Below are 24,436 nucleotides of genomic sequence, written 5' to 3'. Positions count from 1 at the left end.
CTGCACAGCTACAACTACCATCGCTGCCACACCGCACTCGGAGGCCGGCCCCCAATCACCCGCGTCAACAACCCTGCGGGTCAATACACCTAGGGCGTGGCCCGCTCCGCGACCCGGGCCGAGAGCCCGTACGCGAGCTCCGACCCGTCGACGAGGAGGCCCTCTACGGCCTTGGTCCTCGGGTCGATGTCCGCCACCATGCCGTCCCCCGCGTACCGGGGATAGCCGGTCTCGCCCGTCTCACCCGTGGCGGTGACCACGGCCGACCGGATGGCGGCGCCCGGTCCCCCGCCGTCGGAGCCCCTGGCCGCCGCGCCCCTGACGCTGGCCCCCGTCGCGCCTTCTCCGGCCGCGGGGGCCTTGTCGTCGGTGAACTCGGGGACGATGAGGATTTCGTAGCTCTGCGGATCGCTCATGGTCACGACGCTAAGGGCTGTCCCGCAATTTCTGGTGGATCAGCGCGCGGCGTCGGATGCCGCCCGCCGGGAGTTGCGGGACCGCCCTTGGGCACGGGCGGTGCGCCGCGCATGCCGTCGGGCCGGCTCAGCTGGATTCCCGTCGTACCGTGCGGGCGCGCAGCAGGTCGTGCCGCTCGGGCGGGGTCCTCGGGTGGCGTACCAGCCGGTCCACCAGGTCGGCCAGCGGCTGGGCGGTCGCCAGTTCCATCCGTACGCTGCTGAGCCTCGGCCGCAGCAGCCGCCCGAGCATCGAGTCGTCGGCGCCCACCACGGCGGCTTCGGCGGGTATCCCGATGCCGGCGTCCTGGAGCGCCCGCATCAGGAGCATCGCGTAGGTGTCGTCGTACGCGAAGACGGCGTCCAGGCCGAGCGCAGGCCAGCGGGCGGCCAGGGACGCGGCCGACTCCTCCTCGTAGCGCAGCGGCAGCACCTCGACGTGGGCGCCGCCGTTCAGCGCGGCCTCCCGGGCGCCGGCCAGGCGCGGGACGGCGAAGAGCGCGGTGGCGGGGTCCTCGGGCATCACCACGCCGATACGGCGCCTTCCGCGTTCCAGCAGATGGCGCACCGCGCAGCCGCCGACCTCCCGCTGATCCATGATCAGGGCGTGGGCGCCCTCCACCGGGTGGGGGCCCAGGGTGATGACCGCCTTGGCTCCGGAGCGCCGGAGCACGGCGGTGCCGCGCGGGGCGAGCGGGACGGAGCCAGGCACGATGACGGCGGCGGGGCGCAGTTCCGCCCAGGCCCGGGCGGCGTCGTCGGCGTTGAGGCCGAGCGAGCCGTACTGGACGACCGTGTAGTCGAGGCGCCGGAGCCCCGCCTCCAGGTCGCGCAGGAAGCGCAGGTGCAGGGGGCCGGTCGGCACGTTGCCGGTGGGCAGCAGCACCATGCGCGAGTGGCCGGCGCGCAGGGTGCGGGCGGCGGCGTGGGGTACGTAGCCGAGTTCGTCGGCTGCCTCCCGTACCCGGCGGCGGGTCTGATCGCTGATCCGCACCTGCGCGTTGTTGTTGAGGACGTAGGACACGGTGGCCCGGGAGACGCCGGCGAGCCGCGCCACGTCGGCGCTGGTCGGGACGGGGCCTTCGGAGGGCTGATCGGGTAACTGACTCATGGCTCCGGGCAGTCTTCCAGACCGTTGCGACGCACCGGCGCGCAGGCTGTACGGGCGGACCGCCTAGGGTGTTGCGATGACCATCCAGCACCGCAGCGACAGTTATGACGAGCCGGGCGCGTTCCCCGGCCGGACCGGTTCCGCAGCGACCGCCCAGGCCGATCCGCGCGATGCGGGCCCGGTCCGCACCTCGTACGCCCCCGACCGGGACGGCGCCCCCGACCCCGGCGAGATCGTCTGGACCTGGGTGCCGTTCGAGGAGAACGACGGGCGCGGGAAGGACCGGCCGGTCCTGGTCGTGGCGCGGGAGGCGGCGGGCACGCTGCTGGCCGTGCAGCTGTCCAGCAAGCAGCACGACATGGACCGGGAGTGGGTGGCGCTGGGCGCGGGCCCCTGGGACAGCTCGGGGCGTCAGTCCTGGGTGGATCTGGACCGGGTGCTGCGGGTGCACGAGGACGGGATGCGGCGCGAGGCGTGCGCCCTGGACCAGGCCAGGTTCGACCTGGTAGCCGGGCGGCTGAGGGAGCGGTACGGCTGGACGTGAGGGCGTCCTGGCGTGCCCCTCACACCTCCCGCCCGGCGTGCGCGACCCCCGCTCTCACCCTCGGCTTCAGGGTGAGGGTCAGCCCCATTCGCCGAACACCCGGTCGAATGCCACTCGGGTGGGCGATTCGTCGTCGCGGCCGAGGATGCCGAAGACGACCTGCTCGAAGTGGCCCGCGAACCGGCCCTCTCCGGTGAGCAGCGCGCGGAACGCGCCCGCCACCTCCGCCGGGTCGTTGCGGAACACGCCGCAGCCCCAGGCGCCCAGGACCAGCCTGCGGTAGCCGCACACCGCCGCGACCTCCAGCACCCGTTCGGCCCGGGCGGCGAGCGCGGCCGGAACGCGGTGGGCGTCCTGTGGGGTGCGGGCGCGGATGACCCCGGCGTTGGGGGCCGGGGAGGTGAGGAATCCGGCCGCGTACGGGGCGTCGAGCAGCCGGCCCCGGTCGTCGCGGAACACCGGCACACCGGGTGAGTGGATGACCCGGTCGGTGTAGAACGCGCTGCGTTCGGCGCGGTGGTGGGCGTAGAAGCCGGGCACCCGCAGCAGGGTGGCGTACAGCGCGGAGCCCCGGCACAGGGCCTCTTCCTGGGCCTGGGCGCCGTTGAGGTAGCCGCCGCCGGGATTGCGGGCGGAGGCGTAGTTCAGGACCGCGACCTCGCCGGGCCGTTCGCGGGTCATCCGGGCGGCCGCTTGCAGGCTGCTCTCGCCGGTGACCTCGATGACCGGGGTCCGGTCCCGGCCGGGGACCGTCGGCACGAGTTCGGGGCCGTACAGCCGCGTCCCCGCGAGGGCGGCCGCCACGTCCTTCCCGATGCTGATCTCGCGCCCGTCTCCGGCGCGGTAGGAACCCGTCCGGACGATGGCCTCCGTCTCGCGCGCGATCCCGCGCAGCCGGGCGCTCACCGGCCCTCCCCCTTATGGTGCATACGGGGCATGATCGGCGTTCTCCTCCCGGACACGCAAGCGAATATCCGGCGAAGAAGGCGCTCTTGTGCGATGCCTCAACAGCGGTTTGGGTAGGACGGACGCACCGGAACAAGGAGGCCCGGCATGTCATCCGAGACACCCGGCGGCCATGGTCCGCCCCCTGGTCAGGCCCCGCCCCTCGGTGAGGGCGAGGCGGAGGATTTACTGCGCGGCATCTGCTTCAAGACGGGGCCCCCGCGCACGGTGGGGGTCGAGCTGGAATGGCTGCTGCACGACCGTGACCAACCGCATCGCACCGTCCCGCCCCACCTGCTGGAGGCGGCCGCAACGGCCGTCCGGGCGCTGCCCCTGAGCGCGGCGCTCACCTTCGAACCCGGCGGCCAGCTGGAACTCAGCTCGCGCCCCGCCCCTTCCCTGATGGCGTGTGTCGAGGACACCGCCGCCGATCTCACCGCCGTACGCGCCGCCCTCGACGGCCTTGGCCTGGCTCCGGCGGGCCTGGGCGTCGATCCCTGGCAGACACCGCGCCGGCTCCTGCGCGAGCCCCGGTACGAGGCCATGGAGACGGCCTTCGACCGGTGGGGCCCGGCCGGCCGCGCCATGATGTGCACCACCGCCTCGGTCCAGGTCTGCCTGGACGCCGGGGAGGAGGAGCCCGGCCCGCTCGGGTACGCGCGGCGCTGGCGGCTCGCCCATCTGCTGGGCGCCGTCCTCGTGGCGGCCTTCGCCAACTCGCCGTTCCGGGGAGGCGGGCCGACGCCCTGGCGGTCCGCCCGCCAGGCGCTGTGGGCCGGCCTGGACCCGAAGCGGACACTGGCCCCGGACGGGCTGCTGCCGCCCCGGGACGCCTGGGCCGCGCACGTCCTGGACACGCCCGTGCTGTGCGTACGGGGCGAGGCGCCGTGGCACGTGCCGGACGGGCTCACCTTCCGCGGCTGGATCCGGTCCGGGGCGACCGGGCGCAGCCCGGACCGGAGCGACCTCGACTACCACGTCACCACGCTGTTCCCGCCGGCCCGGCCGCGCGGGCACCTGGAGCTGCGCATGATCGACGCGCAGTCCGGCGACGACGGCTGGATCGTGCCCCTCGCGGTCACGACCGCCCTGTTCGACGACCCGGAGGCAGCGGAGACGGTGTACCGGACCGTGAAGCCGCTCGCCGAGACGGCCGGTGCGGAAGCCGCCCCGCGCAATCCGCTGTGGACCGCGGCCGCCCGCGACGGCCTGGCCGACCCGGAGCTGCGCCAGGCGGCGGACGCCTGCTTCCGGCTCGCCCTGGAGGCGCTGCCCCGGCTGGGCGCGAGCGTCGCGGTCCGGGACGCGGTCGCCGGCTTCCACGACCGCTTCGTCGCCCGGGGCAGATGCCCGGCCGACGACTTGCGGGATCTGCTCACCACGGGCGGGGCGCGCCGCCCGGCCCATCCGAAGGGGACCCTGTCATGACCGAATCCCCCGCGCCCCCGCACGCCGGGGACGCCGAGGCGCTGCGCGGGCACGCGCTCGCCGCGCTGCTCACCGCCCGCAGGCGCACCGCGCTCCTCACCGACAGCGTCGACGACCACGAACTGACCGCCCAGCACTCGCCGCTGATGTCGCCGCTGGTCTGGGACCTGGCGCACATCGGCAACCAGGAGGAGCTGTGGCTGCTGCGCGGTGTGGCCGGACGGGAGGCGATGCGCCCGGAGATCGACGGGCTCTACGACGCCTTCGAGCATCCGCGCGCCACCCGGCCGTCCCTGCCGCTGCTGGCGCCCGACGAGGCCCGCTCGTACGCCTCGGAGGTGCGCGGCAGGGCGTTGGACGTGCTGGAGTCCGCCCCGCTCGGTGACGGGCCCGCGCTGGTCAGGTCCGGTTTCGCCTTCGGGATGATCGCGCAGCACGAGCAGCAGCACGACGAGACGATGCTGATCACGCATCAGCTGCGGTCCGGCCCGGCCGCCCTGACGGCGCCGGAGCCGCCGCGCCCGGCGGCCGGCGCCCCGGCCCTGCCGGCGGAGGTCCTGGTACCCGGCGGCCCGTTCACCATGGGCACGTCGGCCGAGCCGTGGGCGCTGGACAACGAACGCCCCGCGCACCGGCGGGACGTTCCCGGGTTCGTCATCGACACGGCTCCGGTGACGTGCGGCGCGTACCGGGCGTTCGTCGAGGACGGCGGTTACGGCGAGCGGCGCTGGTGGGCGCCCGAGGGCTGGGCGATGGTCCGGGAGCACGAGCTGGGCGCTCCGCTGTTCTGGCACCAGGAGGCCGGGCAGTGGCTGCGGCGGCGTTTCGGGGTGACCGAGCCGGTGCCGGACGACGAGCCGGTGGTGCACGTCAGCTGGTACGAGGCCGACGCCTACGCGCGCTGGGCGGGCCGAAGGCTGCCGACCGAGGCGGAGTGGGAGAAGGCGGCGCGCCACGATCCCGTCTCCGGGCGCTCGCGCCGCTATCCGTGGGGCGACGAGGACCCGACGCCGGAGCGGGCCAATCTGGGGCAGCGCCATCTGCGGCCCGCGCCCGCCGGGGCGTACCCGGCCGGGCGGGCGCCGTGCGGGGCGGGTCAGCTGATCGGTGACGTGTGGGAGTGGACGGCGAGCGACTTCCTGCCGTACCCGGGGTTCGCGCCGTTCCCGTACCGCGAGTACTCGGAGGTTTTCTTCGGTCCGGAGCACAAGGTGCTGCGGGGCGGCTCGTTCGCGGTGGACGCGGTGGCCTCCCGGGGCACGTTCCGCAACTGGGACCTGCCGGTCCGGCGGCAGATCTTCGCCGGGTTCCGTACCGCGAGGGACCTCTGATGTGCCGGCACATCGCCTACCTGGGGCCGCCGGTCGCCCTGGGCGAGGTGCTGTCACGACCGGCGCACTCCCTGGTGCGGCAGTCCTGGGAGCCCCGCCGCCAGCGCCACGGCACGGTCAACGCGGACGGTTTCGGGGTCGGCTGGTACGCGGAGGGCGACCCGGTTCCGGGCCGCTACCGGCGCCAGGGCCCCGTCTGGGGCGACCAGACCTTCGCCGATCTGGTCCGGGTGGTCCGCAGCCACGCCCTGCTCGCCGCGGTCCGGGACGCGACCGGCACCGATCCGGACGGCGAGGCGGCCGCGGCGCCGTTCGCCGCGGACCAGGTGCTGTTCAGCCACAACGGCGCGGTGCTGGGCTGGCCCGGTTCGATGGCGTCCGTGGCGGCCACCCTGCCCCCGGCCGAGCTGCTGCGGCTCGCGGCGCGCAGCGACTCCGCCCTGGTGTGGGCCCTGGTGCGGCACCGGCTCGCGACCGGCGACCCGCTCGCGCAGGCCGTGGCGGACACGGTGCCCGAGGTGGCGGAGGCGGCGCCGGGCTCCCGGCTCAACCTGCTGCTGACCGACGGCCGCACCATCGTGGCGACCGCCTGGGGCGACACCCTGTGGCATCTCACCGAGCCCGGCCGGCGCACGGTCGTCGCCTCGGAGCCGTACGACGACGACCCCCGCTGGTACGAGGTACCCGACCGCACCCTGCTGACCGCGACCGCCGGCGACGTCCTGCTGACCCCGCTGAAGGAGCCCCGCACGTGAGTCCCTTCCTGCTGACCCGCACCCTGCCCGAGGACGCGACGGACGCGGCGCTGCGCGCCGATGTCCTGCACGGCCTGTCCCGGCGCCCGAAGACGCTGCCGCCCAAGTGGTTCTACGACGCCCGGGGCAGCGAACTGTTCGAGGAGATCACCCGTCTGCCCGAGTACTATCCGACGCGCGCCGAGCGGGAGATCCTGATCGACCGGGCGGGCGAGATCGCCGCAGCCTCCGGCGCCCGCACCCTGGTCGAGCTGGGTTCCGGCTCGTCGGAGAAGACCCGGTATCTGCTGGACGCCCTGACGGATCTGCGCAGTTACGTGCCGGTCGACGTCAGCGAGAGCGCGCTGCGCGGCGCGGCGGACGCCCTGCTGAAGGAGCGGCCGGGGCTGTCCGTGCACGCGCTGATCGCCGACTTCACCGCCGGGCTGTCGCTGCCGGACACGCCCGGGCCCCGGCTGGTGGCGTTCCTGGGCGGCACCCTCGGCAACCTCCTGCCGGGTGAGCGGTCGGTGTTCCTGAAGTCGGTACGCGATCTGCTGGTGCCCGGGGACACGCTGCTGCTCGGCACGGATCTCGTGAAGGACGAGGAGGTGCTGGTCGCGGCGTACGACGACGCGGCGGGGGTGACGGCGGCGTTCAACCGCAACGTGCTGTCGGTCGTCGACCGGGAGCTGGGCGCGGACTTCGCCCCGGAGGATTTCGCGCATGTGGCGCGGTGGAATCCGCAGGAGGAGTGGATCGAGATGCGGCTACGGGCCCGCCGGTCCCTGACGGTGAAGATTCCGGAACTGGATCTGGTGGTGCCCTTCGAGGCGGGTGAGGAGCTGCGCACCGAGGTGTCCGCGAAGTTCCGCGAGGACGGGGTGCGCGGCGAGCTGGCCGGGGCCGGGCTCCGCCTGGCGCACTGGTGGACCGACAGCGAGGGCAGGTTCGCGCTGTCCCTGTCCACGGTGGACTGACCGGGACGGTACGGGTACGGGGCCGGTGGTGTCCGGTCCCGTACCCGTACCGGAGGTCAGCTGCCGGCGAGCACCGCGGTGATCTTCTCGGAGGCCGTCTTCGCCTCGGTCGCCGGGTCACCGCCCTGGAGGACCGCCGTCATGTACGACTTGATCGGGTTGTCGGCCTCGACCGCGGCCCACTGCGGGGAGTTGGGCGTGGCGTGGCCCTGCGCCGCGCCCTCGGCCATCGCGGCGGTGCTCTCTTCGCCCTCGATGACATGGGCCAGGGAGGGCTTGTTGGGCACGTAGCTCATCGTCTTGGCGAGGTCCTCCTGCCACGTGGCCCCGGCCAGCGCCTTGATGACCTCGTAGGCGGCGGCGCGCTGGTCGGACTTCTGCGGCACGATCAGGTCGGAGCCGCCGGTGAACACCGAGCCGGGCGTCTTGGCGGACTTGCCGGGAATCGGGAAGTAGCCGAGCTTTCCCTTGAGTTCCGGGTTCTTCTTCTCGATCAGGGTCGCCGTGCTGGGGGTGGAGATGATCTGGGCGACATTCCCCTCGGCGAACACATTGGCCTGCGGGGGCTTTTCCTCGTCGGCGTCCTTGGGCCCGTCGCCCAGCGCCTGGAGTTCGGAATAGAACTGCATGCCCTTGAGCGCGGCGGGCGTGTCGAGAGTTCCCTCCCAGTCGCCTTCCTCCTCGCTGGCGAGCTGCCCGCCCTCGTCCCAGATGAACCCGGCGAGGACGTACCAGTTCTGCCCCGGCAGGTACATGCCCTGGATTCCGTCGCGGTTCAGTTTCTGGGTGTCGGTGATCCACTGCGCGCGCGTCTTCGGCGGGTTCTTGATACCCGCGTCCTCGAAGATGTCCTTGTTGTAGATCACCACGCGGTTGGCCGCGTACCACGGGATGCCGTACTGGACGCCGCCGATGCTCCCCGGCTCGGCGAGACCGGGCAGCCAGTCCTCTCGTCCCAGGTCACGCATGGATTCGAGGGTGAGGTCGCGCAGATTGCCGCTGTCGGCGTACTGGGCGACCTGGGTGTTGCCGACCTCGATGACGTCGGGAGTGTCCTTGCCGGCGAGTGCCTCCAGGACCTTGGGGCCGATGCCGCCCCATTCCTGGATCTTGAACTCCAGTTCGACCGAGGAGTGCTCGTCCTCGTACGACTTCTTGAAACGGTCCAGGAAGTCGGCGGTGACGCTGTCCTTCATCAGCCAGATCGTGACCTTCTTGTCACCGGAGCCGCCAGTTCCGGGGATCACTCCGCAGCCACCCAGCGCAGCAGTGGAAACAAGGGCGACAGCTCCGACGAGCATGCGGTTTTTCACGGTTCACCTTCTGCGGAACGGCAGGACGAAATTTGCGGACCCGGTGTGGGGGACTGCGGGCTGCGCTCGCACGGGCGTGGCTGGATTTTGGTATGGACCAATACTTTGGTCAAGCGGCGTTCCGGACAGGCGCGGTGTCCGCGACCTCTCGCGAACCGGGCCGAGGTAGGGCACCTTGGTAAGGACGAGAGGAGACAAACCGTGTCAAATCACACGTATCGTGTCACCGAAATCGTAGGAACCTCCCAGGAGGGCGTGGACGAGGCGATTCGCAACGGTGTCGCAAGAGCCTCGGAAACGTTGCACAATCTCGACTGGTTCGAGATCACCCAGGTGCGCGGGCAGATCGAGGACGGCCGAATCGCGCACTACCAGGTCGGCCTGAAAGTGGGCTTCCGGCTCGACGACCCGAAGTGACGCGCCGACTCGTCACCCCGCGCGAGGGCGACCGGTTCAGGTGCGCCCCTCGCGCTCCTGCGCGTCCCTCAGCGCGGGCGAGGCCGGGGTCCAGCGGGCGCGCACGACGGTGAATCCGGCCAGCTCGGCGGCGTCGCAGACCAGTTCGTCGTCGTCCACGAGCATGCGCACGGTACGGTCGCGGCCGAGTCGCTCCAGGATCTCCAGCTTGGTCCGGCGCGCCGGCCGGCGGTCGTCGTTGCGCCGCATGTGCAGCCGCCCCTCGGGCAGCCCCTGCCGGGCCAGCCAGGCCACGGTGTCCTTGCGGCACCGCTCCGGCCGCCCGGTGAGGTAGACGATCTCGCACTCCTCGGCGCTGCTCAGCGCGAGCCGTACGCCCTCGTCCAGCGGCGGGTCGTCCACGGCTGCGGCGAAGAAGGCGGCCCAGTTCCGGCGGCCCTCCAGATGGTGCTGGCGGTGCGCGGTGTCGGCGAGCGTACCGTCAAGATCGAACACGGCCACCGGCCGGACGTCGTTTCTCATGCGGCCAGCAAACCAAGCGGCGGCGCCATCCGGCGAACCGGCACGACCACCGGCCGGCCGACCCGCACCGAGTACGGAGACCCCTCCCCCATGACCTCGCCCCACGATCCGTACGTCCGGGTCCGAGGCGCCCGCGAGCACAACCTGCGGAACGCCGACGTCGACATCCCCCGCGACACCCTCACCGTCTTCACCGGCGTCTCCGGCTCCGGCAAGTCCTCGCTGGCCTTCGGCACGATCTACGCGGAAGCCCAGCGGCGCTACTTCGAGTCCGTGGCCCCCTACGCCCGGCGGCTGATCCATCAGGTCGGCGCGCCTGCCGTCGGCGAGGTGACCGGGCTGCCGCCGGCCGTCTCGCTGGAGCAGCGCAGATCGGCGCCGGGCGCCCGGTCGTCCGTGGGCACGGTGACCACGCTCTCCAACTCGCTGCGGATGCTGTTCTCACGGGCCGGGGACTATCCGGAGGGCGCCGAGCGGCTGGACTCGGACGCGTTCTCGCCGAACACCGCCGCCGGGGCGTGCCCCCGCTGCCACGGCCTCGGCCGGGTCCACCGCACCAGCGAGGAACTGCTGGTCCCGGACCCGGAGCTGTCGATCCGGGAGGGCGCGATCGCCGCCTGGCCGGGGGCCTGGCAGGGCAAGAATCTGCGCGATGTGCTGGACGCCCTCGGCTACGACGTGGACCGGCCGTGGCGGGAACTGGCCCCGGCCGACCGGGAGTGGATCCTGTTCACCGACGAGCAGCCGGTGGCGACCGTCCATCCGGTGCGCGAGGCGGGGCGCATCCAACGGCCCTACCAGGGCACGTACATGAGCGCGCGGCGGTACGTCATGCACACGTTCGCCGACTCGAAGAGCGCCACCCTGCGGGCGAAGGCCGAGCGCTTCCTGACCAGCGAGCCCTGTCCGGTGTGCGGGGGCAGCAGGCTGCGGCCGGAGGCGATGGCCGTCACGTTCGCGGGGCGCACCATCGCGGAGCTCGCGGGCCTGGCGCTCACCGAACTCGCCGGCGTGCTCGCGGCGGCGGGCGGCGACGGAACCGCCCGGGTGCTGACGGCGGACCTGCTCGCCCGCATCGGGACCGTCACCGAACTGGGCCTCGGCTACCTGAGCCTGGATCGCACGGCGCCCACGCTCTCCTCCGGCGAACTCCAGCGGCTGCGCCTGGCGACCCAGCTGCGCGCGGGGCTCTTCGGCGTGGTGTACGTCCTGGACGAGCCGTCCGCCGGTCTGCACCCGGCGGACACCGAGGCGCTGCTCGCGGTACTGGGGCGGCTGAAGGAGGCCGGGAACACGGTCTTCGTGGTGGAGCACCAGATGGACGTGGTGCGGCAGGCGGACTGGCTCGTGGATGTCGGGCCACTGGCCGGTGAGCACGGCGGCCGGGTGCTGCACAGCGGGCCGCCCGCCGGGCTCGCCGGGGTCGTGGAGTCGGCCACCCGGCGCTTCCTCTTCCCGGACGCGCCGCCCCCGCCGCGCGAGGTCCGCGCGCCCTCGGGGTGGCTGCGGCTGCACGGGGTGGAGCGGCACAACGTGCGCGGGGTGGACGCGGCGTTCCCGCTGGGCGTGTTCACGGCGGTGACCGGGGTCTCCGGCTCCGGCAAGTCGACGCTGGTGGGGCAGGTGCTCGCGGGTGCGCTCGCGGACCGGCGCGGCGCCGGGCCGGACTCCGGCGAGCGGGAGCAGGTGGTGACCGGATACGCCCGCGCCGAGGGGCTGGACGCGGTGGACCGGCTGGTGCAGGTGGACCAGCGGCCCATCGGGCGTACGCCGCGCTCCAACCTGGCGACGTACACCGGCCTGTTCGACGTGGTGCGCAAGCTGTTCGCGGCCACGCCCCTGGCGCGGGAGCGGGGGTACCGGGCCGGGCGGTTCTCGTTCAACGTGCCCGGCGGGCGGTGCGAGACGTGCCAGGGCGAGGGGTTCGTCTCGGTGGAGCTGCTGTTCCTGCCGAGCACGTACGCGCCCTGCCCGGACTGTCACGGCGCGCGGTACAACCCGGAGACGCTGGATGTCACGCTGCGCGGGCTGGACATCGCCCAGGTGCTGGACCTGACCGTGGAGTCGGCGGCCGGGTTCTTCGCGGAGACCCCGGCCGCCGCGCGCAGCCTGGGGACGCTGCTGGACGTGGGGCTCGGCTATCTGCGGCTCGGGCAGCCCGCGACGGAGCTGTCCGGCGGCGAGGCGCAGCGGATCAAGCTGGCGGCGGAGCTCCAGCGGACGCGCCGGGGGCACACGCTGTACCTGCTGGACGAGCCGACGACGGGGCTGCATCCGGCCGATGTCGAGGTGCTGATGCGCCAGTTGCACGGGCTGGTGGACGCGGGTTCCACGGTGGTGGTCGTGGAGCACGACATGGCCGTGGTCGCGGGGGCGGACTGGGTGGTCGACCTCGGCCCGGACGGCGGTGACCGGGGCGGCCGGATCGTGGCCGAGGGGCCTCCGGTGGAGGTGGCGCGGGCGCCCGGGAGCCGTACGGCGGGGTACCTGCGGGCGGCCCTGGGACTTGCCTGACCGGTCGGCCGGCCTCAACTCGCGTGAAGACCGGACGGGTTGACGGCTGGTGCGGGCAAGGGAAATGAAACAGTAAAGAATGTTGACAGTTATCTGGTCCATACCAATCATGGGCATGCCACACGGTCGTTCGCAGCCGTGCGGCATGTGACCCCGGCCGGGAATCACAGGAACGGGCCGCGCCCCTCACCGGGCGCGGCCGAGCCGTGCATCCGCCCGTCGTCCCACCCCGCTGGGAGCTTCCCCATGAGACGTCCAAGAACTGTCGGCGCCGTCCTGAGCGCCTTGGCCACCGCCGTCGCGTCCGCAGGTCTGGTCCTCGGATCAGGCGCCGGCGCGCAGGCCGCCACCACCGCCGCCACCCCCATGCCCGCGCACGTCTTCGCCCCGTATTTCGAGGCGTGGAACGGCGACAGTCCGGCCGCGCTCGCCCAGGCGTCCGGTGCCAAGTACCTGACCATGGCCTTCATCCAGACGGAGTCCCGCGGCTCCTGCACCCCGTACTGGAACGGCGATTCGGGTATGCCGATCGCCCAGTCCGAGTTCGGCGCCGACTTCACCACGATGCGGTCGCGCGGCGGCGACGTGATCCCGTCGTTCGGCGGCTACACCGCGGACAACACCGGAACCGAGATCGCCGACAGCTGCACCAGCGTGGACTCGATCGCCGCCGCGTACGAGAAGGTCATCACGACCTACGACGTGTCCCGCCTCGACATGGACATCGAGGACAACTCGCTGACGAACAGCGCCGGCATCGACCGCCGCAACAAGGCGCTCAAGAAGGTCCAGGACTGGGCCGCCGCCAGTGGGCGCCCGCTCCAGATCTCGTACACCCTGCCCACCACCACGCACGGGCTCGCCGAGTCCGGGCTCGCGGTGCTGGAGAACGCGGTGTCCAACGGCACCAAGGTCGACGTCGTCAACCTCATGACGTTCGACTACTACGACGGCGCCGCGCACGACATGGCCAAGGACACCCAGACGTCCATCACCGGGCTGAAGGGCCAGCTGGCCTCGCTGTACCCGTCGAAGACCGACGCCCAGCTGTGGGGCATGACCGGCATCATCGAGATGCCCGGCATCGACGACTACGGACCGGCCGAGACCTTCACCACGGCCAACGCGCCCGTGGTGTACGACTGGGCCGTCTCCAAGGGCGTCAACACCCTGTCGTTCTGGGCGCTCCAGCGCGACAACGGCGGCTGCCCCGGCACCGGCGGGAGCGACACCTGCTCCGGCATCGCGCAGGACACCTGGTACTTCACCCACACCTTCGCCCCGTTCACCGGCGGCGGCAGCGGCCCGGTGACCGACGACTACTCGGTGGCCGTGACCCCCTCCTCGGCCACGGTCGAGCCGGGCAGGTCGACGACCGCCACCGTGAAGACCGCGGTGACCTCGGGAGCCGCCAAGACGGTCGCGCTGACCACCAGCGGCACCCCGGCCGGGGTGACCGCCACGCTCAGCCCGACCTCGGTGACGGCGGGCGGCTCCGCCACGCTGACGCTCAGCGCCTCGGCGTCGGCGGCCCCCGGCACCTACACCGTCAGGGTGACCGGCACCTCCGGCACCCTCAGCCACGCGGCCCCGTTCACCCTGACGGTGCCCGGTGCCGGCGGTGGCACGGGGTCGCTGGTCAACGGTGACTTCGAGACCGGCGCGCTGGGCCCCTGGACCTGCCAGTCCGGTGGCGCGGTCGTCTCCTCGCCGGTGCACGGCGGTGCGCACGCGCTGTCCGTCGCGGCCACCTCGTCGCAGACCGGCGAGTGCGCCCAGACGCTCAACCTCTCCCCCAAGACCACGTACACCCTCCAGGGTTACGTCCAGGGGAACTACGCCTACCTCGGCGTCCGGGGCGGCGCGACGGCGAGCACCTGGGGCCTGTCGAGCGGCTACACCAAGCAGTCGGTGACCTTCACCACCGGTTCCAGCGGCTCGGTCACGGTCTACCTGCACGGCTGGTACGGCCAGGGCACGGTGTACGGGGACGACCTCTCCGTGACCAAGTCCTGACCGCGTGGGGCCCCGGAGGCGGGCGGCCTCCGGGGCCCTCGGCGGTGCGCCGGCTCAGCGGCGGGCCTTGCGGGTCGCCCGCAGCCACTCCTTGTTCATGGCCGAGATCGACGGCAGCGGGATGCCCTTGGGGCAGGCGGTGGCGCACTCACCGGTGAGCGTGCAGCCTCCGAAGCCCTCGCTGTCCATCTGCTCCACCATGTCGAGCACCCGGGTCTCCCGCTCGGGGGCGCCCTGCGGGAGCACGTTGAGGTGGTTGACCTTCGCCGAGGTGAAGAGCATCGCCGAACCGTTGGGGCAGGCCGCGACACAGGCACCGCAGCCGATGCACTCGGCGTGCTCGAAGGCGAAGTCGGCGTCCGGCTTCGGCACCGGTGTGGCGTGCGCGTCGGGGGCCGTACCGGTGGGGGCGGAGATGTAGCCGCCGGCCTGGATGATCCGGTCGAAGGCCGAGCGGTCCACGACCAGGTCCTTGACGACCGGGAAGGCCGAGGCGCGCCAGGGTTCGATGTCGATGGTGTCGCCGTCGTGGAAGGCGCGCATGTGGAGCTGGCAGGTCGTGGTCCGCTCCGGGCCGTGCGCGTCGCCGTTGATGACGAGGCTGCACGCGCCGCAGATGCCCTCGCGGCAGTCGTGGTCGAAGGCGACGGGGTCGTCACCGGCGAGGATCAGTTCCTCGTTGAGGGTGTCGAGCATCTCCAGGAACGACATGTCCTGCGAGATGCCGTCCACCTCGTACGTGGACATGGCGCCGGGGGCGTCGGCGTTCTTCTGGCGCCAGACGCGCAGGGTGAGCTTCATGCGTAGCTCCGCTGAGTGGGGTGGACGTACTCGAAGACGAGGTCTTCCTTGTGCAGGACGGGGGCCTCGCCGGTGGCGGTGAACTCCCAGGCGGCGCCGTAGGAGAACTCCTCGTCGCGCCGGGCGGCCTCGCCGTCCGGGGTCTGGGACTCCTCGCGGAAGTGGCCGCCGCAGGACTCGGCGCGGTGCAGGGCGTCGAGGCACATGAGCTCGGCGAGCTCCAGGTAGTCCACGATGCGATTGGCCTTCTCCAGCGACTGGTTGAGCTCGTCGCCGGTGCCGGGCACCTTGATGCGGCGCCAGAACTCCTCGCGGATCAGCGGGATCCGGGCGAGCGCGGTGCGCAGCCCCTCCTCGTTGCGGGCCATCCCGCAGTACTCCCACATGAGTTCGCCGATCTCGCGGTGGAAGGAGTCGGGGGTGCGGTCGCCGTCGACGGCCAGCAGCAGGTTGAGCCGGTCCTCGGTCTCGGCGACGGCCTCCTCCACGGCGGGGTGCGAGGCGTCGATGTCGTCGTGGTGCGGGTTGCGGGCGAGGTAGTCGTTGATGGTGGACGGCAGGACGAAGTAGCCGTCGGCGAGCCCCTGCATCAGCGCGGAGGCACCGAGGCGGTTGGCGCCGTGGTCGGAGAAGTTGGCCTCGCCGATCGCGAAGAGTCCCGGGATCGTGGTCTGGAGGTCGTAGTCGACCCAGAGTCCGCCCATCGTGTAGTGCACGGCCGGGTAGATCCGCATCGGCGTCACGTACGGGTCCTCGGCGGTGATCCGGGCGTACATGTCGAAGAGGTTGCCGTACTTCTCCTCGACCTTGGCCCGGCCCATCCGCCCGATGGCCTCGGCGAAGTCCAGGTAGACGCCCTGGCCGCCGGGGCCGACACCGCGCCCCTCGTCACAGACGTTCTTCGCGGCGCGGGAGGCGATGTCGCGGGGCACCAGGTTGCCGAAGGAGGGGTACTGGCGCTCCAGGTAGTAGTCGCGCTCGTCCTCGGGGATCTCGTTCGCGGGACGGGTGTCGCCCTTGGCCTTCGGAACCCAGATGCGGCCGTCGTTGCGCAGCGACTCGCTCATCAGCGTCAGCTTGGACTGGTGGTCGCCGGTGCGCGGGATGCAGGTGGGGTGGATCTGGGTGAAGCAGGGGTTCGCGAAGTAGGCGCCGCGCCGGTGGGCCCGCCAGACGGCGGTGGCGTTGGAGTTCATCGCGTTGGTCGACAGGTAGAAGACGTTCCCGTAGCCGCCGCTGGCCAGGACCACGGCGTCGGCGAAGTAGGTGTCGGTCTTCCCGGTGACGAGGTCGCGGGCGACGATGCCGCGCGCCCGGCCGTCGACGACGATCAGGTCGAGCATCTCGGTACGGGGGTGCAGCTCGACGTTGCCGGCGGCGATCTGCCGGGACAGCGCCTGGTAGGCGCCGAGGAGCAGTTGCTGTCCGGTCTGGCCGCGCGCGTAGAAGGTGCGGGAGACCTGCACGCCGCCGAAGGAGCGGTTGTCGAGGAGGCCGCCGTACTCGCGGGCGAAGGGGACGCCCTGCGCGACGCACTGGTCGATGATCTCGACGGAGATCTGGGCGAGCCGGTGCACGTTGGACTCGCGGGAGCGGAAGTCGCCGCCCTTGACCGTGTCGTAGAAGAGGCGGTGCACCGAGTCGCCGTCGTTGCGGTAGTTTTTGGCGGCGTTGATGCCGCCCTGCGCGGCGACGGAGTGGGCGCGGCGGGGCGAGTCCTGGAAGCAGAACTGGACGACGTGATAGCCCTGTTCGGCCAGGGTCGCGCCGGCCGAGCCGCCGGCCAGGCCGGTGCCGACGACGATGACGGTGTGCTTGCGCCGGTTGGCGGGGTTGACCAGTCTGGCCTCGAAGCGGCGGGTGTCCCAGCGCTCCGCGACGGGGCCGGTGGGGGCCTTGGTGTCGGCGACGGGTTCGCCGGTCGTGTAATGCGTGTAGTCGTTCATGTCAGCTCACGACTCCGGTCATGACGGCGACGGGTACGGAGATGAAGCCCACCGTCAGCACCAGCGCGAGGACGTTGGCGAGGGTCTTCAGGGCGCGGTCGCGGCTCGCGCGGCCGGCGCCGAGGGTCTGCGCGGCGCTCCAGAACCCGTGCTGGACGTGGAGCCCCAGGGCGAGCATCGCGACGATGTAGATGGCATTGCCGTACCAGGTGGAGAAGGTATCGATGACGTTCTGGTACGGGTGGCCGGACTGGAAGCCGCCGGAGTGCACGGTGCCGGTCGTCAGGTCCAGGATGTGCCAGACGATGAACAGCCCGAGGATGACCCCGCCGTAGCGCATGGTGCGGGTGGCATAGCTCGCGCGCGGCCGCTTGTGCACGTACCTGCTGGGCCGGGCCCGCAGATCGCGCCTGCTGAGCTGGTACGCGGAGACCGCGTGCAGCACCACGGCGGCGACGAGCACCACGCGCACGATCCACAGCGCCCACTCGTGGTGCAGGAACGGCTCGCCCATCACGCGCAGCCAGTGCGCGTAGCCGTTGAACTCGCCGGCCCCGAAGAAGATCTTCAGGTTTCCGACCATGTGGACGACCAGGTAGAGGAGCATGACCAGGCCGCTGACGGCCATGATCGCCTTCTTGCCGACGGTCGAGCCCCAGAGCGTACGCGTCATGGACGGCCGTCGGTCCGTCCGGGTTGCCAATGCCATGGACACGACGCTAGGGCCGGAGGACCCGATCAGTCCAAGTCATGGAACAGCTGATCTCCATAGCCCCTGCCTATGAGGCGGGGTAGCGTGGGGTGATGCAGTTCCAGCAGCTCACCTATTTCGTGGCCGTCGCCGAGGCCCGGCACTTCACCCGCGCCGCCGAGGAGGTGCACGTCTCGCAGCCCTCGCTCTCCCAGCAGATCCGGGCCCTGGAGAACGAGCTGGGCGCCGAACTGTTCAGCCGGGCACGCGGCAACATCGCCCTGACGGACGCGGGCGAGGCGCTGCTCCCGCTGGCCCGGCGCATCCTGGCCGACGCCGACACGGCGCGCCACGAGGTGCAGGAGCTCGCCCAGCTGCGCCGGGGGCGGGTGAGGCTGGGGGCGACGCCCAGTGTGTGCACGGGTCTGCTGCCGGAGGTACTGCGCGCCTTCCACGACCTGCACCCGGGCATCCAGCTGCTGCTGGAGGAGGGCGGCTCGCACGATCTCGTACGGGAGCTGGCGCGCGGGGCGCTCGATCTGGCTCTGGTGGTCCTGCCGTTGCCGGCCGCGTCACCGGCGCTGACCACCGTCGAGCTGCTTCAGGAGGACCTGGTCGTCGTCTCGTCGGCGCAGCGCCCCCGGCCGGGCCGGGGCGGGCGGGTCCGGATCGCGGATCTGGAGGGCGAGCCGCTGGTGATGTTCCGGCACGGCTACGACCTGCGGGAGCTGACGGTGGCGGCCTGCCGTGCGGAGGGCTTCGAGCCGTCGTTCACGGTGGAGGGCGGCGAGATGGACGCGGTGCTCGGCTTCGTCCGCGCGGGCCTGGGCATCGCGGTCGTCCCGGCCATGGTCGCGGCCCGGTCCGGTGCCGACCTGCGGACCACCCCGCTGGCCCGGCCCGGGCTGCGCCGCACCATCGCGCTGGCGCATCGCAGCGACGTGGCCCCGCCGCGCGCGGCCCGCGAGCTCCAGCGGGTCCTGCTGGCGGGGCGGGCGACGGGCGCGGCGAGCCCTTGAGGCCCACCGCGCCCGCCCGGCTCACACCGCGTCGGCCAGCAGCAGCGAGTGGATGCGGTCCGGGGCACCGGGGCGGGCGTAGTACCAGCCCTGGGCCGTGTCGCAGCCCAGCTGCCGCAGCTGCTCGGCCTGGGCGGCCGTCTCGACGCCCTCCACGGTGACCGCCAGGTCGAGGCTGTGCGCGAGCGAGACGATCCCCTCCACGATCTTCAGGTCGACCGGGTCCGCCGGATGGTGCTGCATCCCCTGGGTGAAGGACCGGTCCAGCTTCAGCACGCTCACCGGCAGCCTGCGCAGGTTCGCGAGGTTGGAGTAGCCGGTGCCGAAGTCGTCCAGCGCGATGTCGACGCCCATCTCGGCTAGCTGGCGCAGCGGCTTCAGCACGTCCTCGTCGGCCCCGATGAGCGCCGACTCGGTGACCTCCAGGCAGAGCGCGCCCGCTTCGAGCCCGGAGCGCTCCAGGACCTCGACGGTCTCCGCGACGAGCTGCGGGTGGTGCAGCTGGGCCGGCGAGAGGTTGACGTTGATCCGCAGCGGGCCGCCGTCGGTGTGCCGTTCCTGCCAGAAGTTGGCCTGCCGAACCGATTCCTCCAGGACCCAGCGGCCGAGCGGCACGATGAGCCCGGTGTGCTCGGCCAGCGTGATGAACCGGTCGGGTCCCAGCACCCCGTGCTGCGGATGGCACCAGCGCACCAGGGCCTCCGCGCCGTGCACCGTACCGTCGCCCAGGTGCACCAGCGGCTGGTACTCGATGAAGAACTCACCGCGTTCCAGGGCGGCCGGCAGCGCCGTGGTGAGGCCGTGCCGGGTGATGGCCCGGGCGTCCGCCTCGGCGTCGGCCAGCTCGAAGCGGTTGCCGCCCGCGGACTTGGCCCGGTACATGGTGATGTCGGCGCTGCGCAGCACCTCGGCGGCACTGCGTTCCCCGGCGGGGCCCTCGACGACGCCGATCGAGCCGCGCACCGTCAGCTCGCGCCCGTCGATCCGGATGGGTGTGCCGAGGACGCCGAGGATGCGGCAGGCGAGTTCGTCCACCTCGGCGGGGCTGTCGAAGCTCGTCGTGAGCGCCACGAACTCGTCACCGCCGAGCCGGGCGACCATCTCGCCGGAGGCGGTCACGCAGCTCTGGAGGCGGTCCGCGACCTCCACGAGCAGCCGGTCGCCCGCCGCGTGGCCGAGGCTGTCGTTGATCGCCTTGAAGCCGTCCAGGTCCAGGTAGCAGAGGCCGAAGCGGCTGTCGTCGCCGGATGAGAGCGCTTTCTCCAGGCGCTCGAAGAAGAGCGTCCGGTTGGGCAGGCCGGTGAGCGCGTCGTGGGTGGCCTCGTAGCGGAGGCGGAGGTTGAGCAGGCGGCGCTCGGTGGTGTCCTCCAGCAGCGCCAGCTGGTATTCGGGCCGCCCCTCGGCGTCGCGCAGCAGCGACACCGTCAGATTGGTCCACAGCACGGTGCCGTCGTTGCGGTAGTACGGCTTCTCGACCCGGTAGTGCTCGCGTTCGCCCCGTACCAGCTCGTTGTAGTACTTCCAGACCTGCGGCGAGTCCTCGGGGTGGACCCACTCGTTGACGCGGTGGCTCAGGACGTGGTTCTCCAGGCCGCCGAACATCCGGGTGAGGGTGTCGTTGACCTCCAGCACGTTGCCGTCGAGGTCGGCGATGCCGATGCCGATGGCCGCGTCCTTGAAGACGGCGCGGAACCGTGCCTCGGTGGCGTGCAGGGCCTGTTCGGCGTGGGAGCGGGCGGTGAGCGCCGAGCGGGCGATGGCCTCCTGCTCGGCCAGTGTCCGCTCGCGCAGGGCCTGCGTGAAGCCGGCGGCCACCGCGTGCTGGATGCGGGCGCAGCGGGACCGGCTGTCCTCGGTGGTCAGGGCCGCCGGTCCGTTGCTGCCGCAGTAGAGCACCAGGTACGAGTCGACCACGCCGAGCGTGGAGCTCAGCGCGTCCGGGTCGGTGCAGTGGGCGGCGACGAGCGCGCCCCCCACCCCGGTCGCCGCGGCCGCGTCGAACGGGCGGGCGTGCAGGGTCTCGCTGAGCGTACGGGCCAGCGGCAGCAGGTGCTGCTCGAATTCGGTCCGGGTCAGGGAGGTGGCCGTCGACGGGAAGATGGCCCGGCTCCAGATGGTGGCGAATCTCCGGAGCCGGTCCTCGGGGCCGTCGGGCGCCGCCTCCGGGGCGCCGGACGGCTGGGCGGGAATGCTCACGCCTTGCGTCCCACTCCCGCGATGCCCGAGAAGGCGTATGGGTCCTCGTTCTCGGGGGCCGCGGCGTTCTCGGGGCGCCATTCCGGCATCGCGACGAGGCCGGGCTCGACCAGCTCGTAGCCGTCGAAGAAGCGGGCGACCTCGTCGCGCGTGCGCATGATCAGGGGGTTGCGGATGTTCCGGTACACGCCGACCGCGCCGCCTGCCTCCTCGCGGCTCAGCGGAATGCCCTCGTACGCGGCGTGGGTGACGATCAGGAGGCTGCCCGGAGCGAGCATGTCGCGGAGGGCGGCGACGGCGCTCTGCGGGTCGTCGGCGTCCTCGATGAAGTGGAGGACGGCCACGAGCAGCAGCGCCACCGGGCGGTCGAAGTCGAGGAGTTTGCTCACCTCGGGGCTGTCCCGGATCTCCTGGGGGCGGCGCAGGTCGGCCGCGGCGATCGTGGCGCCGGCGTTGCCTTCGAGGACGGCCTGGCTGTGCGCGACGGCGACCGGGTCGTGGTCGACGTAGGCGACCTTGGCGGCGGGGTCGATCGCCTGGGCGACCTCGTGCACATTGCCGAAGGTGGGTATCCCGGAGCCGATGTCGAGGAACTGGCCGACGCCCTCGCTCAGCGCGTAGCGCACCGCGCGGCGCATAAAGGCCCGGTTCGCCTGCATGACCTTGGGAAGTCCCGGCATGAACTCCATGGCCTTCCGGGCCGCTTCCCGGTCCACCTCGAAATTGTGCGAGCCGCCCAGATAGAAGTCATACATTCGGGACACGCTCGGCACCGAAATGTCAATGCCCTGCGGTGCCCAGGCGGGACGCTCCATCGATGTCTCCAACAAGTCGCCACGGCGATCCGGCCATGTCCATGGTCAGTGTGGACCAGAGGCTACTGATCGTCCGCCAAGAGAGCGAGCGGAAACGGAAATTAGCCGTCCGTTATTGGTCACACTCTCATGGCATGTGCAACCGAGTCGTCGCTGCCCGTCACATTCGCCGCGCGAGAGGGATCGAATAGTTCACTCCCGGACTACTTTGGCATGTCAGCGAAGTGCGCGTCGGCGGAGGCCGGGCACCATGTGCCCGCAGGGCCACGGACGTTGGCGTTCCCGGGCCGGGAGCCTCCGGAGCGGGGCGGGAGCGTCCGGGCGCTCGCGGACCGCCGCGCTCCTCCCCCTTGCCGCGCCGAGGCCGGGAATGCGCGGGACCGGTGACGCACCCTTTGGCGCCATTCCCGGGGAGGGGGTCGACAATCGGCCATTTCCGGAGACCGGGACCCGCATGCGCCTGTTCCATTTAACCGGCGCCAAACCCCGCGCACCCCAGGTCCCCTCCATCAGGCGAATCCGGAGGAGGTCCGGCGTGCCGCCGCACGGACCGGAACATGCTCCCGGTCGTGTACGGATCACTCTTCTGGCGGCTGGCCGCGGCGCTCGCGCTCACCTGGCTGCTGACCGCCCCCACCCCCGCGACCGCCGACAGCTGCGCGTACGCGTCCATCGGGGAGGACGACGGCGGAACGGCGGTGGCGGTCAGCGGCGACGACAGCTGTTTCGCCGGCCCTGAGCCGGAGCCCACTCCGACGCCCACACCGAAACCGAAGCCGCCCCCTCCGCCACCGCCGCCCCCGAAACCGGCACCGCCACCACCGCCTCCGCCACCCCCGGCACCCGAGCCCGAACCTGCGCCACCCCCACCGCCACCGCCGCCGCCTCCCCCGCCACCGGCCCCCGCCCCGGCCCCGAAGCCGAAGCCGAAGCCGAGCCCTTCGCCATCGGTGCGACCCTCGCCCTCCGTTCACATCGCGCTCCCCGCCTACCGCAGACCGGTACGGAAGGCGCCGCAGCGTCACACCTCCTTGGTCACGCTCACCTTGATGATCACGGCGCCCGCGGTGTTCGCCGTCGCCGTGCTGCGCCCCCGCTCCCGATGAATCCCGGAGACGCCCATGTCGGAATGGCTCGTCCTCACGCTCGCCATGGTCGCGGCCACCGCCGTCGTCCTGACCATCGCCGTTCTCAGCAACCGCAGACTCCCGGAGGACGACGACCCCTCCGAAACCCCCGACGTCATCGAGTACATGACGATGATGATCGGAGTGATCTACGCGATCGTGCTGGGTCTCGCCATCGCCGGCGTCTGGGAGGGCCGGAGCGCCGCGCAGGAGTACGTACGCCAGGAGGCCCAGGCCCTGCACGAGGTGAGCGCGCGCTCCGCCGTCTACCCGCAGGAGGTGCGCACCCGCATCCGGGCCGACGTCGACGCGTACGTGAGCTATGTGGTGCACGACGAGTGGCGGACGATGACCGAGCACGGGAGTCTCAGCGACCGCGGCACCGAGCTGCTGGACAAGGTACGCGCCGACGTCACGGACTACCGGCCGAAGACGGACCACGAGGGCGAGGCCTACCAGCCCCTGGTGGACCAGGTGGCCGCCGCCGACGACGCCCGCAGCTCACGGGGGCAGAGCGCGGGCGCGACCATGCCCGGGGTGGTGTGGTTCGGGCTGATCATCGGCGCCCTGGTGACCGTGGGGCTGATCTTCACCCTGCAGATCCGCCGGACGTTCCGGGAGCTCCTGCTCGCGGGGCTCTTCAGCGTGCTGATCGCCTTCCTCCTCTTCCTGATCTGGGACTTCGACTCCCCATTCGGACGCGGCTTCTCCGCCACCGCCGCCCCCTTCCTCGACCTCTTCCCAGGGGCGGCGGACGGTTGACCGAGGACCGGTGCGCCGCCCGGGGGACAGCGGTGCCCCATTCGCCGGACCCCGATCGCGGGCGAAATGCACCACTTCTAGCGTGGGCTGCATTCGAGGTGCATTTCTGACATTTTGTGGAAATCCGTTCCGCAGCTGCTCCTCGGGGACCCGGAGGACTCACCATGCGCGCAATACGTGTCGCCCCCGTCGCTCTGCTCGGCGCCGCCGCACTCGCCCTGACCGGCCCGGCCGTGACCGCGTACGCCGCGACCGCGGGCGGTCCGTCGGGCGGCGGGAACGGATACACCGTGACGCCGTCGGTGGTCGCGCCCGGGGGCAAGGTCACCCTGGCGGCCCGGGGTTGCTCGACGACGGCCACGGCGTCCTCGGGGGTGTTCGACACGGTCACCATCCCGATGAACGGCAGCGCCCAGGCCACCGTCGACTGGGACGCCAAGCCGGGCGCCGCCTACGAGGTGACGTTCATCTGCAACACCTCGCCCAGCTCCACGGCCAAGGTGAACCTCACCGTCAGCGCGGCCACGGGCACGCCCACCACGAGCTCGACCAGCACGGCGGCCGCCACGGCGTCGCCGGCCGGTGTGCAGGGCGGTCTGGGCGGCAGCATCGACAGCGTGAACGCCGGTGAGATCGTGGCGGGCACCGCGCTCGCCGTGGCCGCCGGGGCAGGTGTCGTGTTCTTCGTACGCCGCCGCAGGGAGAGCCACTCGCACTGACCGGTACGAGCGGAATGGGCAACGAGAGTCGCCCCGGGTCCTGAGATCGG

22 protein-coding genes are annotated in these 24,436 nt (G+C 72.0%); 11 read left to right on the top strand and 11 right to left on the bottom strand.

Annotated features, from left to right (window positions below):
* Positions 1-89: 89 nt before the first annotated feature.
* Positions 90-416, bottom strand: coding sequence for a hypothetical protein (locus tag ACN6LM_RS31560; RefSeq protein ID WP_445068837.1), 327 nt, complete (start codon positions 414-416; stop codon positions 90-92).
* A 127-nt stretch (positions 417-543) separates the two neighbouring features.
* A complete protein-coding gene (locus tag ACN6LM_RS31555; RefSeq protein ID WP_445068836.1) occupies positions 544-1,566 on the bottom strand; it encodes a LacI family DNA-binding transcriptional regulator in 1,023 nt (340 codons plus the stop codon).
* A 76-nt stretch (positions 1,567-1,642) separates the two neighbouring features.
* Here ACN6LM_RS31555 and ACN6LM_RS31550 point away from each other — a divergent pair, with 76 nt between their 5' ends.
* Positions 1,643-2,110, top strand: a complete 468-nt coding sequence (locus tag ACN6LM_RS31550; protein WP_445068835.1) for a type II toxin-antitoxin system PemK/MazF family toxin — start codon at positions 1,643-1,645, stop codon at positions 2,108-2,110.
* 78 nt (positions 2,111-2,188) lie between these two features.
* On the opposite strand, the gene ACN6LM_RS31545 is transcribed toward ACN6LM_RS31550, so the two are convergent.
* A complete protein-coding gene (locus ACN6LM_RS31545; RefSeq protein ID WP_445068834.1) occupies positions 2,189-3,016 on the bottom strand; it encodes a TIGR02452 family protein in 828 nt (275 codons plus the stop codon).
* A 147-nt stretch (positions 3,017-3,163) separates the two neighbouring features.
* Between ACN6LM_RS31545 and egtA the strand changes: the two genes are divergently transcribed.
* From egtA to egtD, 4 genes are read left to right on the top strand one after another with little or no spacing between them, the layout of a single operon-like run.
* The gene (gene egtA / locus ACN6LM_RS31540; RefSeq protein WP_445068833.1) at positions 3,164-4,483 is read left to right on the top strand and encodes an ergothioneine biosynthesis glutamate--cysteine ligase EgtA; all 1,320 of its coding nucleotides are present in this window, start codon (positions 3,164-3,166) and stop codon (positions 4,481-4,483) included.
* Positions 4,480-5,814 (top strand): ergothioneine biosynthesis protein EgtB, encoded by a 1,335-nt coding sequence (gene egtB, locus ACN6LM_RS31535; protein ID WP_445068832.1) that lies wholly within the window; start codon positions 4,480-4,482, stop codon positions 5,812-5,814. Before egtA ends, egtB begins: the two co-directional genes overlap by 4 nt.
* Positions 5,814-6,569: an ergothioneine biosynthesis protein EgtC gene (gene egtC, locus ACN6LM_RS31530; RefSeq protein WP_445068831.1), complete on the top strand. Its 756-nt coding sequence runs from the start codon at positions 5,814-5,816 to the stop codon at positions 6,567-6,569. The genes egtB and egtC overlap by 1 nt, the downstream gene beginning before the upstream one ends.
* Complete coding sequence (gene egtD, locus ACN6LM_RS31525; RefSeq protein ID WP_445068830.1) at positions 6,566-7,528, top strand: L-histidine N(alpha)-methyltransferase; 963 nt, start codon at positions 6,566-6,568, stop codon at positions 7,526-7,528. The genes egtC and egtD overlap by 4 nt, the downstream gene beginning before the upstream one ends.
* Positions 7,529-7,584: 56 nt before the next feature.
* Here the strand turns inward: egtD and ACN6LM_RS31520 are convergent, their stop codons facing one another.
* Positions 7,585-8,841 (bottom strand): extracellular solute-binding protein, encoded by a 1,257-nt coding sequence (locus ACN6LM_RS31520; protein ID WP_445068829.1) that lies wholly within the window; start codon positions 8,839-8,841, stop codon positions 7,585-7,587.
* Between the two features lie 201 nt (positions 8,842-9,042).
* Between ACN6LM_RS31520 and ACN6LM_RS31515 the strand changes: the two genes are divergently transcribed.
* The gene (locus ACN6LM_RS31515) at positions 9,043-9,258 is read left to right on the top strand and encodes a dodecin (RefSeq protein WP_143622752.1); all 216 of its coding nucleotides are present in this window, start codon (positions 9,043-9,045) and stop codon (positions 9,256-9,258) included.
* A 36-nt stretch (positions 9,259-9,294) separates the two neighbouring features.
* Here ACN6LM_RS31515 and ACN6LM_RS31510 read toward each other — a convergent pair whose 3' ends face one another.
* On the bottom strand, positions 9,295-9,780 hold the full coding sequence (locus ACN6LM_RS31510; protein ID WP_445068828.1) for a phosphatase domain-containing protein: 486 nt from the start codon (positions 9,778-9,780) through the stop codon (positions 9,295-9,297).
* A 90-nt stretch (positions 9,781-9,870) separates the two neighbouring features.
* On the opposite strand from ACN6LM_RS31510, the gene ACN6LM_RS31505 reads away from it, so the two are divergent.
* Both ACN6LM_RS31505 and ACN6LM_RS31500 read left to right on the top strand, forming a co-directional pair.
* On the top strand, positions 9,871-12,294 hold the full coding sequence (locus tag ACN6LM_RS31505; protein ID WP_445068827.1) for an ABC transporter: 2,424 nt from the start codon (positions 9,871-9,873) through the stop codon (positions 12,292-12,294).
* 246 nt (positions 12,295-12,540) lie between these two features.
* Entirely contained in the window at positions 12,541-14,310 is a 1,770-nt protein-coding gene (locus ACN6LM_RS31500) for a glycosyl hydrolase family 18 protein (protein WP_445068826.1), read from the top strand.
* 54 nt (positions 14,311-14,364) lie between these two features.
* Here ACN6LM_RS31500 and ACN6LM_RS31495 read toward each other — a convergent pair whose 3' ends face one another.
* Genes ACN6LM_RS31495 through ACN6LM_RS31485 form a run of 3 tightly spaced genes read right to left on the bottom strand, consistent with a single transcriptional unit; the run spans position 14,365 to position 17,766 of the window.
* Positions 14,365-15,111: a succinate dehydrogenase/fumarate reductase iron-sulfur subunit gene (locus ACN6LM_RS31495; RefSeq protein WP_328903840.1), complete on the bottom strand. Its 747-nt coding sequence runs from the start codon at positions 15,109-15,111 to the stop codon at positions 14,365-14,367.
* Positions 15,108-17,057 (bottom strand): fumarate reductase/succinate dehydrogenase flavoprotein subunit, encoded by a 1,950-nt coding sequence (locus ACN6LM_RS31490; RefSeq protein ID WP_445068825.1) that lies wholly within the window; start codon positions 17,055-17,057, stop codon positions 15,108-15,110. The genes ACN6LM_RS31495 and ACN6LM_RS31490 overlap by 4 nt, the downstream gene beginning before the upstream one ends.
* Position 17,058: 1 nt before the next feature.
* Positions 17,059-17,766 carry a succinate dehydrogenase gene (locus ACN6LM_RS31485; protein ID WP_445068824.1) on the bottom strand — a complete coding sequence of 236 codons (708 nt, stop codon included), beginning with the start codon at positions 17,764-17,766 and terminating at the stop codon, positions 17,059-17,061.
* A 95-nt stretch (positions 17,767-17,861) separates the two neighbouring features.
* On the opposite strand from ACN6LM_RS31485, the gene ACN6LM_RS31480 reads away from it, so the two are divergent.
* Entirely contained in the window at positions 17,862-18,767 is a 906-nt protein-coding gene (locus ACN6LM_RS31480; RefSeq protein WP_445068823.1) for a LysR family transcriptional regulator, read from the top strand.
* Between the two features lie 21 nt (positions 18,768-18,788).
* Here ACN6LM_RS31480 and ACN6LM_RS31475 read toward each other — a convergent pair whose 3' ends face one another.
* From ACN6LM_RS31475 to ACN6LM_RS31465, 3 genes are all read right to left on the bottom strand, one after another.
* Entirely contained in the window at positions 18,789-20,963 is a 2,175-nt protein-coding gene (locus ACN6LM_RS31475) for a putative bifunctional diguanylate cyclase/phosphodiesterase (RefSeq protein WP_445068822.1), read from the bottom strand.
* Complete coding sequence (locus ACN6LM_RS31470; RefSeq protein ID WP_445068821.1) at positions 20,960-21,778, bottom strand: SAM-dependent methyltransferase; 819 nt, start codon at positions 21,776-21,778, stop codon at positions 20,960-20,962. The genes ACN6LM_RS31475 and ACN6LM_RS31470 overlap by 4 nt, the downstream gene beginning before the upstream one ends.
* A 1,021-nt stretch (positions 21,779-22,799) precedes the next feature.
* Entirely contained in the window at positions 22,800-22,922 is a 123-nt protein-coding gene (locus tag ACN6LM_RS31465; RefSeq protein ID WP_445068838.1) for a hypothetical protein, read from the bottom strand.
* Here ACN6LM_RS31465 and ACN6LM_RS31460 point away from each other — a divergent pair.
* Positions 22,900-23,667, top strand: a complete 768-nt coding sequence (locus tag ACN6LM_RS31460; RefSeq protein WP_445068820.1) for a bestrophin-like domain — start codon at positions 22,900-22,902, stop codon at positions 23,665-23,667. The two genes, ACN6LM_RS31465 and ACN6LM_RS31460, sit on opposite strands and share 23 nt — an antisense overlap.
* Before the next feature lie 164 nt (positions 23,668-23,831).
* Entirely contained in the window at positions 23,832-24,386 is a 555-nt protein-coding gene (locus ACN6LM_RS31455; RefSeq protein ID WP_445068819.1) for a hypothetical protein, read from the top strand.
* The last annotated feature ends 50 nt before the right edge of the window (positions 24,387-24,436 follow it).

Source organism: Streptomyces sp. SAS_281 (genome assembly GCF_052542855.1).
The sequence above is the reverse complement of the archived record's forward strand: the minus strand, read 5'-3'. Positions and strand labels throughout refer to the sequence as shown.

Bases quoted from the DNA above. Each gene is read 5' to 3' on its own strand.
- ACN6LM_RS31470 (WP_445068821.1), bottom strand. From the start codon at position 21,778: ATGGAGCGTCCCGCCTGGGCACCGCAGGGCATTGACATTTCGGTGCCG.
- ACN6LM_RS31505 (WP_445068827.1), top strand. From the start codon at position 9,871: ATGACCTCGCCCCACGATCCGTACGTCCGGGTCCGAGGCGCCCGCGAG.
- ACN6LM_RS31490 (WP_445068825.1), bottom strand. From the start codon at position 17,057: ATGAACGACTACACGCATTACACGACCGGCGAACCCGTCGCCGACACC.
- ACN6LM_RS31510 (WP_445068828.1), bottom strand. From the start codon at position 9,780: ATGAGAAACGACGTCCGGCCGGTGGCCGTGTTCGATCTTGACGGTACG.
- ACN6LM_RS31555 (WP_445068836.1), bottom strand. From the start codon at position 1,566: ATGAGTCAGTTACCCGATCAGCCCTCCGAAGGCCCCGTCCCGACCAGC.
- ACN6LM_RS31500 (WP_445068826.1), top strand. From the start codon at position 12,541: ATGAGACGTCCAAGAACTGTCGGCGCCGTCCTGAGCGCCTTGGCCACC.
- egtA (WP_445068833.1), top strand. From the start codon at position 3,164: ATGTCATCCGAGACACCCGGCGGCCATGGTCCGCCCCCTGGTCAGGCC.
- ACN6LM_RS31455 (WP_445068819.1), top strand. From the start codon at position 23,832: ATGCGCGCAATACGTGTCGCCCCCGTCGCTCTGCTCGGCGCCGCCGCA.
- ACN6LM_RS31550 (WP_445068835.1), top strand. From the start codon at position 1,643: ATGACCATCCAGCACCGCAGCGACAGTTATGACGAGCCGGGCGCGTTC.
- ACN6LM_RS31485 (WP_445068824.1), bottom strand. From the start codon at position 17,766: ATGGCATTGGCAACCCGGACGGACCGACGGCCGTCCATGACGCGTACG.
- ACN6LM_RS31480 (WP_445068823.1), top strand. From the start codon at position 17,862: ATGCAGTTCCAGCAGCTCACCTATTTCGTGGCCGTCGCCGAGGCCCGG.
- egtC (WP_445068831.1), top strand. From the start codon at position 5,814: ATGTGCCGGCACATCGCCTACCTGGGGCCGCCGGTCGCCCTGGGCGAG.
- egtB (WP_445068832.1), top strand. From the start codon at position 4,480: ATGACCGAATCCCCCGCGCCCCCGCACGCCGGGGACGCCGAGGCGCTG.
- ACN6LM_RS31495 (WP_328903840.1), bottom strand. From the start codon at position 15,111: ATGAAGCTCACCCTGCGCGTCTGGCGCCAGAAGAACGCCGACGCCCCC.
- ACN6LM_RS31560 (WP_445068837.1), bottom strand. From the start codon at position 416: ATGAGCGATCCGCAGAGCTACGAAATCCTCATCGTCCCCGAGTTCACC.
- ACN6LM_RS31460 (WP_445068820.1), top strand. From the start codon at position 22,900: ATGTCGGAATGGCTCGTCCTCACGCTCGCCATGGTCGCGGCCACCGCC.